This is a genomic window from Paenibacillus sp. V4I9, assembly GCF_030817295.1.
Classification (GTDB): domain Bacteria; phylum Bacillota; class Bacilli; order Paenibacillales; family NBRC-103111; genus Paenibacillus_E.
On the sequence record NZ_JAUSZE010000001.1, the window covers coordinates 1 to 13,730 of the forward strand.

At 47.0% G+C, this 13,730-nt stretch carries 9 protein-coding genes and 2 rRNA genes; all 11 read left to right on the plus strand.

The window, feature by feature from the left end:
- Window positions 1–103: 103 nt before the first annotated feature.
- The 11 genes from QFZ81_RS00005 to mmsB all read left to right on the plus strand — a co-directional run bounded on the left by QFZ81_RS00005 (window position 104) and on the right by mmsB (window position 13,673).
- Window positions 104–3,026: ribosomal RNA gene (locus QFZ81_RS00005) — 23S ribosomal RNA — on the plus strand.
- A gap of 68 nt (window positions 3,027–3,094) precedes the next feature.
- Window positions 3,095–3,211 (plus strand): 5S ribosomal RNA (gene rrf, locus QFZ81_RS00010).
- Window positions 3,212–3,409: 198 nt separating this feature from the next.
- Window positions 3,410–4,003 carry a chromate efflux transporter ChrB gene (chrB, locus tag QFZ81_RS00015; protein WP_483874674.1) on the plus strand — a complete coding sequence of 198 codons (594 nt, stop codon included), beginning with the start codon at window positions 3,410–3,412 and terminating at the stop codon, window positions 4,001–4,003.
- The gene (gene chrA, locus QFZ81_RS00020) at window positions 4,000–4,533 is read left to right on the plus strand and encodes a chromate efflux transporter ChrA (protein WP_307435314.1); all 534 of its coding nucleotides are present in this window, start codon (window positions 4,000–4,002) and stop codon (window positions 4,531–4,533) included. The genes chrB and chrA overlap by 4 nt, the downstream gene beginning before the upstream one ends.
- Window positions 4,534–4,846: 313 nt before the next feature.
- Complete coding sequence (locus QFZ81_RS00025) at window positions 4,847–6,379, plus strand: ABC transporter ATP-binding protein (RefSeq protein WP_307606787.1); 1,533 nt, start codon at window positions 4,847–4,849, stop codon at window positions 6,377–6,379.
- A gap of 68 nt (window positions 6,380–6,447) precedes the next feature.
- Window positions 6,448–7,497 carry an ABC transporter permease gene (locus QFZ81_RS00030; RefSeq protein WP_373463760.1) on the plus strand — a complete coding sequence of 350 codons (1,050 nt, stop codon included), beginning with the start codon at window positions 6,448–6,450 and terminating at the stop codon, window positions 7,495–7,497.
- Between the two features lie 57 nt (window positions 7,498–7,554).
- Window positions 7,555–8,484 (plus strand): ABC transporter permease, encoded by a 930-nt coding sequence (locus QFZ81_RS00035; protein ID WP_307600805.1) that lies wholly within the window; start codon window positions 7,555–7,557, stop codon window positions 8,482–8,484.
- 31 nt (window positions 8,485–8,515) lie between these two features.
- Entirely contained in the window at window positions 8,516–8,998 is a 483-nt protein-coding gene (locus QFZ81_RS00040; RefSeq protein WP_307600807.1) for a nucleoside deaminase, read from the plus strand.
- A 749-nt stretch (window positions 8,999–9,747) separates the two neighbouring features.
- Window positions 9,748–10,884 (plus strand): multiple monosaccharide ABC transporter substrate-binding protein, encoded by a 1,137-nt coding sequence (gene chvE / locus QFZ81_RS00045; protein ID WP_307600809.1) that lies wholly within the window; start codon window positions 9,748–9,750, stop codon window positions 10,882–10,884.
- Between the two features lie 91 nt (window positions 10,885–10,975).
- Window positions 10,976–12,526 (plus strand): multiple monosaccharide ABC transporter ATP-binding protein, encoded by a 1,551-nt coding sequence (gene mmsA, locus QFZ81_RS00050; RefSeq protein WP_307600811.1) that lies wholly within the window; start codon window positions 10,976–10,978, stop codon window positions 12,524–12,526.
- Complete coding sequence (gene mmsB / locus QFZ81_RS00055) at window positions 12,510–13,673, plus strand: multiple monosaccharide ABC transporter permease (RefSeq protein WP_307435299.1); 1,164 nt, start codon at window positions 12,510–12,512, stop codon at window positions 13,671–13,673. The genes mmsA and mmsB overlap by 17 nt, the downstream gene beginning before the upstream one ends.
- Window positions 13,674–13,730: the final 57 nt, after the last annotated feature.

Below are 13,730 nucleotides of genomic sequence, written 5' to 3' on the forward strand. Positions count from 1 at the left end.
CAACATTGTTCCTTGAAAACTAGATAACGAAACAAAACGTAAAGTAAGAACTTAGGTTGTGTGATTCTTTTGGATCATGCAAAAATCTTTAAAGTTTTTTCTAGGTTAAGCTAGAAAGAGCACACGGAGGATGCCTAGGCACTAGGAGCCGAAGAAGGACGTGGCGAACGACGAAATGCCTCGGGGAGCCGTAAGCAGGCTTTGATCCGGGGATGTCCGAATGGGGGAACCCAGCTGTGGTAATGCGCAGTTACTCTATTGTGAATACATAGCAATAGTAGAGGCATACCCAGGGAACTGAAACATCTAAGTACCTGGAGGAAAAGAAAACAAAAGTGATTCCGTCAGTAGCGGCGAGCGAAAGCGGAATAGCCCAAACCAAGGAGCTTGCTCCTTGGGGTTGTAGGACCTCGTTGTGGGGTTAGTTCGGTAGGCGAAGAGATCTGGAAAGGTCCGGCATAGAGGGTAAAAGCCCCGTAGCCAAAATCGAACGAAACCCCTAGAGGTATCCTGAGTACGGCGGGTCACGTGAAACCCCGTCGGAATCCGGCAGGACCATCTGCCAAGGCTAAATACTCCCTAGTGACCGATAGTGAAGCAGTACCGTGAGGGAAAGGTGAAAAGCACCGCGGAAGCGGAGTGAAAAAGAACCTGAAACCGTGTGCTTACAAAAAGTCAGAGCCCTCTATATGGGTGATGGCGTGCCTTTTGTAGAATGAACCGGCGAGTTACGTTCCCGTGCGAGGTTAAGCTGAAAAGGCGGAGCCGCAGCGAAAGCGAGTCTGAATAGGGCGCTTTAGTACGTGGACGTAGACCCGAAACCGTGTGATCTACCCCTGTCCAGGGTGAAGGTGAGGTAACACTCACTGGAGGCCCGAACCCACGCATGTTGAAAAATGCGGGGATGAGGTGGGGGTAGCGGAGAAATTCCAATCGAACTCGGAGATAGCTGGTTCTCCCCGAAATAGCTTTAGGGCTAGCCTCGGATGTTGAGTTGTGGAGGTAAAGCACTGATTGGGTGCGGGGCCCGCCAAGGGTTACCAAGTCCAGTCAAACTCTGAATGCCACAAACTTAAATCCGGGAGTCAGACAGTGAGTGCTAAGATCCATTGTCAAAAGGGAAACAGCCCAGACCATCAGCTAAGGTCCCCAAGTGTGTGTTAAGTGGGAAAGGATGTGGAGTTGCACAGACAACCAGGATGTTGGCTTAGAAGCAGCCACCATTGAAAGAGTGCGTAATAGCTCACTGGTCGAGTGACTCTGCGCCGAAAATGTAACGGGGCTAAACACGCCACCGAAGCTATGGCTTGCACATGAATTTGTGCATGGGTAGGGGAGCGTTGTATGTACGTAGAATTCTGACCGTAAGGACAGGTGGAGCGCATACAAGTGAGAATGCCGGTATAAGTAACGAAAAGATCAGTGAGAATCTGATCCGCCGAAAACCTAAGGGTTCCTGAGGAAGGCTCGTCCGCTCAGGGTAAGTCGGGACCTAAGGCGAGGCCGAAAGGCGTAGTCGATGGACAACAGGTGGAAATTCCTGTACCACCGTAGCCGTTATGAGCAATGGAGTGACGCAGAAGGATAGTGACGCGAGCTGATGGATGCTCGTCCAAGCAGTGAGGCTGATGTGTAGGCAAATCCGCACATCGTAAGGCTGGGCTGTGATGGGGAGGGAAATTTAAGTACCGAAGGTCATGAGTTCACACTGCCAAGAAAAGCTTCTAGCCAGGCGAAGGTGCCCGTACCGCAAACCGACACAGGTGGGTGAGAAGAGAATTCTAAGGCGCGCGGAAGAACTCTCGTTAAGGAACTCGGCAAAATGACCCCGTAACTTCGGGAGAAGGGGTGCCTCGGTAGGGTGAATAGCCCGAGGGGGCCGCAGTGAAAAGGCCCAAGCGACTGTTTAGCAAAAACACAGGTCTGTGCGAAGCCGCAAGGCGAAGTATACGGGCTGACGCCTGCCCGGTGCTGGAAGGTTAAGAGGAGTGGTTAGGGACCTCGGTTCCGAAGCTATGAATTGAAGCCCCAGTAAACGGCGGCCGTAACTATAACGGTCCTAAGGTAGCGAAATTCCTTGTCAGGTAAATTCTGACCCGCACGAATGGCGTAACGACTTGGGCGCTGTCTCAACGAGAGATCCGGTGAAATTTTAATACCTGTGAAGATGCAGGTTACCCGCGACAAGACGGAAAGACCCCATGGAGCTTTACTGCAGCTTGATATTGGACTTTGGTACGATCTGTACAGGATAGGTGGGAGCCTTTGAAGCCTGAGCGCCAGCTTGGGTGGAGGCATCGTTGGGATACCACCCTGATCGTATCGGAGTTCTAACCTAGTACCGTGATCCGGTATGGGGACAGTGTCAGGTGGGCAGTTTGACTGGGGCGGTCGCCTCCTAAAATGTAACGGAGGCGTTTAAAGGTTCCCTCAGAATGGTTGGAAATCATTCGCAGAGTGCAAAGGCATAAGGGAGCTTGACTGCGAGACCTACAAGTCGAGCAGGGACGAAAGTCGGACTTAGTGATCCGGTGGTACCGAATGGAAGGGCCATCGCTCAACGGATAAAAGCTACCCTGGGGATAACAGGCTTATCTCCCCCAAGAGTCCACATCGACGGGGAGGTTTGGCACCTCGATGTCGGCTCATCGCATCCTGGGGCTGAAGTAGGTCCCAAGGGTTGGGCTGTTCGCCCATTAAAGCGGTACGCGAGCTGGGTTCAGAACGTCGTGAGACAGTTCGGTCCCTATCTGTCGCGGGCGTAGGAAATTTGAGAGGAGCTGTCCTTAGTACGAGAGGACCGGGATGGACGTACCGCTGGTGTACCAGTTGTCTCGCCAGAGGCATCGCTGGGTAGCTATGTACGGAGGGGATAAGCGCTGAAAGCATCTAAGCGCGAAGCCCCCCTCAAGATGAGATTTCCCAGTATGTAAGACCCCTTGTAGACGACGAGGTTGATAGGTTCGAGGTGGAAGTGCAGTAATGCATGCAGCTGACGAATACTAATCGGTCGAGGGCTTAACCAAAACCCTGAAATGTTCACTTTACGTAAGTTTCGTATCTAGTTTTCAAGGCGCAAACCACGCTTTGACTGTTTGGTGATGATGGCGGAGGGGACCCACGCGTTCCCATCTCGAACACGACCGTTAAGCCCTCCAGCGTCGATGGTACTTGAACCGCAGGGTTCTGGGAGAGTAGAACGTTGCCAAGCACACGAAAAAACCTTACAAGGAGAAATCCTCGTAAGGTTTTTTTTATTTATCCGAGCGGCTTTTATTCAATTTCAAGCCAAGTCCCAAGAATCTGAAGAATCTTTGTCATTTTTACAAAGATAAGAAAAGAATCGAGTGAATCCTTTTAACTTATATTACAATAAAGCTTAATGGTGTTACAGAGACAGGAGTGATACATAGTGGGGAATGCCTATGTTCAGATAGGTATGGCAATGTTCCGGACGGGGATATTGGGATATGGCGGCGGGCCGTCGATTGTGCCGTTGATACGGTACGAGGCGGTTACGCGATTTCAATGGATGAAGGATGAGGAATTCATGGAAGTGCTGGCGATAGCTAATACACTTCCCGGACCGATAGCAACGAAACTAGCAGGGTATCTTGGATATCGGCTCAAAGGGGGATGGGGAGCAGCGATTGGTGTTTTAGCTCACATTGTTCCTACCTGTGCAGCAATGGTGGGGTTGTATTCGTTCATTAATTTCTTTAGTACTTCACAAGTGATTAAAGGAATGATAGCGGCGGTAGTGCCTATTGTCGCGGTGATGTTAGGCGTGATGGCGTATGAGTTCGGGGAGAAGGCGGTTAAAGGCTTGGGTTGGGCGGCAGGTCTCACATTTTTTGTTATTTCATTCTTGTTGCTGCAGATTTTCTCTGTGCACCCGGCTATCGTTATTTTTATGTTTTTACTATATGGGGCTTTCCATCATAAGCTAAAGGACAAGTGGAACAAGAACAAGAAGCAGCTTGGCAAAGGTGAGGGCGTATGAGTGAGTGGTGGCATTTACTTGTTAGTTTCTTTTTAGCCAATGTGTTCGGATACGGAGGCGGGCCCTCGTCGATCCCGCTCATGTATCAAGAGATTGTTCCGAATCATGCTTGGATGACCAGCAGTGGATTCTCGAACATGTTAGCGCTTGGGAATGCGCTGCCTGGACCGATTGCTACGAAAATTGCCGCCTATGTTGGCTTTCAAATCGGTGGTTGGGTCGGTGTTCTAATTGCCGTGGCTGCAACGGTTGTTCCTTCCATTATTGCACTCATCATTTTGCTGAATATCCTGCAGAAATATAAGCAATCTCTGGTAATCAAAGGAATGACGCTGCTTGTTCAGCCTGTTATTGCGATCATGATGGTGTTGGTCACGTGGAGCAGTATGGTGGAATCTACGAAAACGATAGGATACTTGCAGTTTATTGGCATTGCCGCAGTTGCTTTCTATCTCATTCAAAAGAGGAAGATTCACCCTGCGTTTGTGATTGTGGCTGGTTTCGTTTATGGTGGTATATTTCTTTCGTAATTTATTGGCATAGAATAGCTTTTAGAGCGCTCTTTATAATAAGAGTGCTCTTTTTATTTAATGCGTGACTTAATTTAACATCAATTTTGGCGTGAGGCACAAAAGTTTTGTCATTTTTCGTTAGATCCCCTAATATGATGTGATGTTAATTGACGTGTAATTCACCTGAACAGTATAGTGAGGAAAATAGATATAATTCTGTGTTCTTATTCGAATAGTCTTGTTTCAGAAACAGCAGATCCTGGATAGGGAGATGCTGTTTTGAGTATATAGGGATGTAGTAATAAGGATATAGAAGGAGGGGGCTCCCTTGATGAAAACGGAGGGTTATTCAGTTGAGATGAACCAGATCGTCAAGCAGTTTGGTTCTGTTGTAGCTAATGATCATGTTGATTTCCGGGCAAAAGCTGGAGAGATTCATGCGTTGTTAGGCGAGAACGGTGCCGGTAAAAGCACAGTGATGTGCATGCTCTCAGGTGTATATCGCCCAACAAGCGGAGAGATTCTCATCCACGGTGAGAAGGTGCGAATTCGATCGCCGAAGGATGCGATGAATCTAGGGGTTGGCATGGTCTTTCAGAATTTTCGACTTGTTCAAACGTTAACTGCGGCGGAGAATATTGTTCTTGGGGAGTCATCTTCGTTCTGGCGCGGTCCACGATGGCTCGCTAGAAAGTCCGAGGAGATCGAGGCGATATCCAAGCACTTTGGTCTACCGTTTCCGGTAGACCGGCCCATTTGGCAGCTGTCGGTCGGGGAACAGCAGCGTGTTGAAATTGTGAAGACGCTCTATCGGGGAGCGGATTTAATTATTTTGGATGAACCTACCTCGGTGTTGACGCCAGGTGAGGTAGATCAGTTGTTTGAGACACTGAATCGTATGAAAAAAGAAGGCAAGACGGTCATTATGACGACACATAAACTCAAGGAGGTCATGTTTGCTTCGGATCGCATATCGGTTATGCGTAAAGGCGAGATGATCGCAACGATGGCGAAGTCAGAAACGAACGAGAGGGATCTGGCGCAGCTGATGGTCGGCAAGGAGAGCCTAGAAAGCCGCACGATTGTTAGAGAGAAACCGCAAGGAGAGCCGATGCTTGTGGTCGATGGTTTGAATGTGTATGCGGATCATGGACGTAAGGTGCTGGATGGACTTCATTTTCAAGTGAGTAAAGGCGAGATTGTTGGTGTTGCCGGGGTGTCTGGAAACGGGCAGAAGGAGCTTGCGGAGGTGTTAACGGGACTTCGCGTATGGAAACAAGGTGATGTCCAATTTGACGGAAAGGCATTGCGTAACGGTTCGGTGCGCGCAGCCATTGAGTTAGGCATTGCCCATGTGCCGGAAAACCGCATGAAGAGCGGTCTAGCGGGCAGCTTGGGCTCCGTAGATAACCTGCTCTTCAAGACGTATCGTTCTCCGGAACGATCTCGATTCGGTCTACTTCGTACTGGGAGCAATCGAAGTTGGTCGCAGAAGCTTGTTGAGCTATTCGATGTGAGGACATCGGGGATTGATGCACCTGTTCAGTATATGTCGGGGGGTAATCAGCAGAAGCTGCTTTTTGCCCGGGAAATTGATCAAGGTCCGAAGCTGATGGTAGCCGTGCATCCAACGCAGGGGCTTGATGTAGGTGCCACTGGGGGTGTGCACCAATTACTAGAGGAATTGCGCAGCAAGGGGAGTTCTGTTCTCCTAATATCAGAGGATTTGGATGAGGTGCTGCAGCTAGCTGACCGAATACTTGTCATGTACGATGGACGCATCGTGGGCAATATTCCGCGAGAGGAAGCGAGCCGTGAATATATCGGTATGTTGATGGCGGGGTCTGAGGAGGATGCAGGGTGAGCGAACAACAAACGGCGGGAACCATTCCATTAGAAAAAAAGGTGCCTAAGCGAGAAGCTAGTTTTCGTATGCCTTACCGTTTTGAGATGGATCCTGCAGGTCCAGCCAGTCCGTGGTGGGTGACGATTATATCTATCGTCTTGGCGCTTGTGGCCTGTGGTATTTTTATAGCCTTGAATGGCATGAATCCGATTATGGTCTATGCCAAAATGCTGAAAGGCGCCTTTGGTTCTTCCTTTGGCATTACAGAAACCCTTGTGAAGGCAATTCCGCTGCTGCTTTGCGGTCTTGGTGTCTCGATCGCGTACCGGATTTCGGTATGGAATATTGGTGCCGAGGGGCAGTTTTTGGCTGGGGCGATGGCGGCTACCGCGGTCACGGTTTATTTTCCACAGCTGCCAATATACATTTCGATTCCAGCTATGGTGGTGGCGAGCATAGTAGCCGGTGGGGTCTGGGGATTGCTGACGGCAATTCCAAGGACATATTTTCAAGTTAACGAACTAATTACATCTTTAATGTTGAATTATGTAGCTCTTCTTGCCTTAAATTATGCGGTATTCGGTCCATGGAAAGATCCGAAAGGCTTTAACTTCCCAGGATCCCCGATGTTCACCGCGGCGCAGTCATTACCTACTTTTGGAGCTACCCGACTCCATTTCGGGATCGTTTTTGCTATTGTTGCCGTGCTGCTCTATGCGTTTATGATCCGATATACGCGTTGGGGTTATGAGCTGCGTCTCATTGGTGCGAATGCGGAAGCTGCGCGGAACGCAGGAATTCGAATTTCCAGACATGTTCTTGTAGTTATGATCATTAGCGGCGGGGTGGCTGGGTTAGCGGGAATGAGCGAAGTTTCCGGTGTGGCGCACCGACTCATGTATGGTATTTCGCCGGGATATGGGTACACAGCCATTATTGTGGCTTGGCTTGCGAAACTGAATCCGGTAGGGCTGGTGATATCATCGGTGCTGTTCGGAGGGCTCATTGTAGGAGGATACAGTGTGCAGACGATCGGTCTTCCTTCATCGACTTCTTCTATGATTCAAGGGGCTATCCTATTTTTCCTCATTGCGGGCGGTATGTCTGGGAAAATCCGCATTCGCCGCAATCTGTGATAGGTGAGCTGATGGGTGAGCTTGGATTGAAATCATGCTGAAAGGGGAGGAAATGTCATGGATATCGTCACACAATTAATTGTTTCCGCGATCTCTTCCGGTACGCCGCTGCTGTTAGCTGTATTGGGTGGAATTCTTATCGAAAGATCAGGCATTACACAATTGGGTGCGGAAGGACTTATGTTGATGGGGGCAGTAACTTCTTGTCTTGTCTTCATTCAAACTGGGAGCTTAGCGCTGACTCTTCTCTGTGTACTTGCAGTGGGCGGTGTTCTGGGTATACTTCATGGATTTCTTTGTGTAACCCTGCACGCTAATCAGGTCGTTAGTGGTCTGGCCATGACGATATTCGGCGCAGGTCTTAGCGCTTATCTTGGAAAGCGTGTTAGCGGCATTCCATTACCCGGAGCGGTACCAAGGCTAGATTTGCCATGGCTGGAGAATGTCCCGTTTATGGGGAAGATTTTTGCGCACTTGGATCTTTTTACCTGGTTTAGCTTTGTGCTGGTTATTGTCATGCATCTTTTCATCCATCGTACATCATGGGGGCTGCATCTTAGAGCGGTGGGGGATAATCCGGCAACAGCTGACGTTATGGGTATTCCTGTGATTGCCATTCGCTACGGCTGTATCATTATTGGTTCCATGTTGATCGGTATTGGGGGTGCTGATTTGCTGCTCGTATACACGCCGACATGGAATGAAGGAATGACCTCAGGACGCGGTTGGATTGCGGTGGCACTCATTATTTTCGCGAGATGGAATCCGGTTCGTGCTTTGGTATGCGCTTATTTCTTCGGTGTGTTGGATACGCTGGGGTTCCGTGTACAGCTTATTGGCAGTCATATCCCTTCTTATTTTTTGAAAATGATTCCGTACATCGTGACCATTCTGGTTCTGATGTTCCTCGGTTGGCGTAATCGCAATAAGCCTTCAGGTGCACCGGAAGCACTAGGTGTTCCCTTTATTCGGGAGCAAAGATTTTAATGTTGAGCGGAAGGGGTGGGGGTACATGGTAATGGACCATGATAGGCATATTCTATTTTTGAAAAGATGTGTAGAGCTGTCTGTTCTAGCCAGAGAATCGGGGAATACCCCGTTTGGTGCGCTATTGGTTGGACCGAATGGAGAAATATTGCTGGAGCAGGGGAATATCGAGATCACGGAGTTGAACTGCACCGGACATGCGGAGACAACCTTGATGGAGGCGGCCTCTAATCGGTATAGCAAGAAAGAATTGTGGGAGTGCACCTTATATACGTCTGCAGAACCATGCGCGATGTGTGCTGGATCGATTTATTGGGGGAACGTTGGGCGTGTAGTCTTCGGAATATCGGAAAAAAGGCTAGCTTCATTGACGGGTGATGATGAGCAGAATCCTACGCTCGATTTACCGTGTCGTGAGGTATTTGCCAGGGGGAATAAGGCTATTCAAGTGCTCGGTCCTTTCCCTGAGGTAGAAGAGGAAGCTGTAGCAGCGCATGCTGGATATTGGTCTTAAACGTGTAGTAGAAAGGGCTGTCCCAAAAATCTTAACAGATTTAGGGATAGCCTCTTCTTTTTATCGCATTCAATCAGGATAGATCATCTCTGCGACACCTGAGTCATATGGGGAAGGATTGTTCCAGCTTCAACGAGACCCTGCTTCCCCCACCTGTCACTGCACCACTCCATTCCCACGGACCGCCACCTCGCGCGCTGTCCCGCACTCCACCTCCCGCCGTTGAGCCACAATTAGAGGTGAATCCTCCAGCTAATTAGACTCCGGCATCCTGAGAAATGCAACTAACTGGAAAACCTCCATCTAAATCGGCGATTGGTTGAAAAATTGACCGAATCTGATTGAATTAACGGGAGGTTATCCAGTTATTTTTGTTGTAAAGGGACAAGCGGAGCAATTAGCAGGATATTTTCACTTTAATTACATTGAGGCCAATTCCCCGCGCAGCTTGCTGCGTAAGTACACCCTGAAAGTAGCCAAACACTATACGAATTTCATTATTTCGTAATGCGCTGTGAGGGGCAAGGATGGCTAATTCGAAGTGGGAAAATTCAATGTGTAGACCTTCTAGCCAAGAAGGTACTTTAACCCCACATCTGGTTTGGGGCACCATGTGCACACATGAAAGCGTTTTAATAAGTTTAATATTTATAAAAACGAGTTGTTTTTTTGAAAAGACGCTGAATGCCTTCAGCCCTATACTTAGGTTATGAAACAAGAACCTGAGATAAACGAGAGGGGTAGTTCAGATGAAAAAAATGTTTTCCGTATTTGCTTTATTATCTTTGATTTTAGTGATTTCAGCTTGCGGGGCTAAAACCGCAACGACAGAACAGAAAGATGCGGCAAGCACAGCGGCGCCAACAGCAGCAGCCAAAACGGATGCGAAAGCCGGAGGTAAAGTAGGTATCTCGATGCCGACGAAATCATCTGAAAGATGGGTGAGCGACGGAGCTAACATGGTGAAGGAATTCGAAAAGCTTGGTTATAAAACTGACCTGCAATATGCGGAAGACGTTATTGAGAACCAAGTAGCTCAAATTGAAAATATGATTACCAAAGGCGTTAATATCCTCGTTATCGCACCGATTGACGGAGAATCTTTGACAGACGTTCTGAAGAAAGCGCATGATGCCAAAGTTGAGGTTATCGCATACGATCGTTTAATCAAAAAGAGTGAGTTTGTCAGCTACTACGCTACTTTCGATAATTTCAAGGTAGGCGTACTGCAAGCCTCCTATATCGAGAAAAAGCTAGGCTTGAAAGAGGGTAAAGGTCCATTCAATGTTGAGCTTTTCGCTGGATCACCTGATGATAACAATGCACATTTCTTCTTTGATGGAGCCATTTCCGTACTGAAGCCTTACCTGGATTCCGGTAAATTAGTGGTGAAGAGCAAGCAAACAGCGTTTGAACAAGTGGCTACACTAAGATGGGACGGCTCGGTTGCCCAATCCAGAATGGATAACCTGCTAAGCAAAAACTATGCATCTGAGAAAGTGGATGCTGTGTTGTCTCCTTATGATGGCATCAGTATCGGAATCCTATCTTCCTTAAAAGGTGTTGGCTATGGGACAGCAAGCAAGGCGCTGCCGGTTATTACGGGGCAAGATGCAGAGCTGGCGTCCGTTAAATCGATCATTTCTGGGGAACAAACACAAACGGTATTTAAGGATACTCGTGAGTTAGCTAAAAAAGCGGTTGCGATTGCAGACAGTGTCCTAAAAGGAACCAAACCCGAAGTGAACGATACGAAAACGTATAACAATGGTGTTAAAGTTGTTCCTGCCTACCTGCTTGAGCCTGTATCCGTAGATGCATCCAACTATGAATCCATCTTGGTAACAAGCGGTTATTACACAAAAGATAAATTAGGTAAAAAATAAGTTTTCAACCTAGGAACTACCTAAATGATCTAGTGATAGCCGAGTATGACTATCGCTAGATCATTTATTACATGGAAGGCTTGGTGATCGCATGTCGGATGCCATATTGGAAATGAAAAATATTACGAAAACATTTCCGGGTGTGAAAGCGCTCAGTAATGTGAATTTACGTGTTCAAGAAGGCGAGATTCACGCCCTGCTTGGTGAGAATGGTGCAGGCAAGTCCACGCTTATGAAAGTTTTAAGCGGCGTATATCCACACGGATCCTATGATGGCGACATTCTGTTCAAGGGTCAAGTATGTGAGTTCAAGGATATCAAACAAAGTGAAAATCTGGGGATCGTCATTATTCATCAAGAATTAGCGCTTATTCCCTATTTATCAATTGCAGAGAATATCTTTTTGGGAAATGAACAAGCTTCACGAGGGATTATCAATTGGAACGATACCATTGTGAAGACAAGGGAACTACTGCAAAAGGTTGGATTAAGTGAGCAGCCTACGACCCTGACAATCAATATTGGTGTTGGCAAGCAGCAATTGGTGGAAATCGCAAAAGCACTATCTAAAAAGGTGAAACTGCTGATCTTGGATGAACCTACAGCTGCCCTGAACGAAGAGGATAGCGATAATCTGCTGAATTTATTACTGGAATTTAAGAAACAAGGAATCTCTTCTATTCTGATTTCCCACAAATTAAATGAAATTTCTAAGGTGGCGGATTCCATTACCATTCTTAGGGATGGTCAAACCATAGAAACGTTGGATATGAGAAAAGACCAAATTACCGAAGACCGCATTATTAAAGGCATGGTAGGCCGGGATTTAACACATCGGTATCCAATCAGGGAGCCGCAAATCGGCGAGACGTTGTTTGAAGTAAAGGACTGGAATGTCTATCACCCACTGCAAGACAATCGTAAAGTCATCGATCAAGTTAATTTGAACATTCGTAAAGGTGAAATTGTCGGCATTGCCGGGTTAATGGGAGCAGGTAGAACGGAACTGGCGATGAGTATTTTCGGCAAATCCTATGGGAAGAAAATCAGCGGTCATTTATATAAAGATGGCAAGGAAATTCACCTGCCAACGATTGATAAGGCCATTCATCATGGTGTTGCTTATGTGACGGAAGATCGCAAGAACTATGGATTAATCTTGATTGACGATATTAAAAGAAACATAACGATGGCCAGACTGGATAAGATTTCGAAAAATAAGGTCGTCAATGAGAATGAAGAAATTGTCCATGCGGAGAGCTTTCGCCAAAAGATGAATATTAAAACACCGAGCATTTTACAGAAAACAGGGAATTTAAGCGGCGGTAATCAACAGAAGGTCGTTTTAAGCAAATGGATTTTTTCAGAGCCGGATATTCTCATTCTTGATGAGCCAACACGGGGTATCGATGTAGGGGCAAAATATGAGATTTATACGATCATCAATCAATTAGCGATGGAGGGCAAAGGAATCTTGCTTATTTCCTCGGAGCTTCCCGAAATTCTGGGTATGTGTGACCGTGTTTACGTGATGAATGAGGGGAAAATGGTTGGTGAATTAAGTAAAGAGGAAGCTTCACAGGAAGAAATCATGAAGTGCATTACGAGAGCAGGGGGACACATGCATGGAAACACTGACTAAAATGTTTAAAAGCAACATCCGTCAATACGGCATGATTATTGCACTAGTCTTAATTACGGTATTTTTTCAAATCATGACGGATGGGGTTCTGTTAAAATCTCTGAATGTAACGAATTTGATTTTGCAAAATAGTTACATTTTGGTGCTGGCTATAGGTATGTTATTGGTCATTATCACCGGAAATATCGATCTATCTGTAGGATCTGTTGCCGCTTTTGTAGGGGCTGTGTCAGCCGTTCTGATGGTCGATATGAAAATTCCTTTTGTTTTAGCCGTTATCATTTCTTTGGTCATTGGAGCATTGGTAGGGGCGTGGCAGGGTTTTTGGGTCGCTTATGTGAGAATACCATCTTTTATCGTTACGCTGGCGGGGATGCTCCTCTTCCGGGGGCTAACGATGATCGTTCTGAACGGGATGTCAATTGCGCCATTTCCGAAGACTTTTCAGAAAATCAGCTCTGGCTTTATCCCTGATGTATTAAATGGAAGCACAATGCATAACACTACACTGATCATCGGAGTTGTGTTATCCCTTATTTTGGTGTGGAGTGAACTTAGAAAAAGAAAGAATCAAGTCAAGTATAAATTCGATGTGATGCCAATGGGATTGTTGATTGCCAAAATTGCCGTCATGGTCCTGATCATTAACGTATTCACGTATGTGCTGGCTACCTATGAGGGTATTCCCAACATTCTGGTTCTTTTGTTTGTGCTCGTAGTTATTTACTCCTTCGTTATGAATAAAACGGTCATGGGACGCCATATTTATGCGCTTGGAGGAAGTGAAAAAGCGGCTAAATTATCAGGAATCAAAACGAAGCATGTGACCTTCTGGGTGTTCGTAAATATGGGGGTAATGGCAGCGCTATCCGGTCTCGTATTTGCGGCAAGATTAAATGCGGCTACACCTAAAGCAGGTGTAAACTTTGAGCTGGATGCCATCGCTGCGTGCTTCATTGGCGGTGCTTCCGCGACTGGTGGAATTGGTACGGTTATCGGTGCAATCATCGGCGGACTTGTAATGGGTGTCATGAACAATGGGATGTCCTTAGTTGGTCTAGGTATTGACTGGCAGCAGGGTATCAAGGGATTGGTGCTGTTATTTGCGGTAGGTTTTGATATTTACAACAAATCCAAAACTGCTTAGTCAGATGATATCTAGGCAATAGGGGATCAAATAAGACTTTTCCTGAAGAGGAGGGTC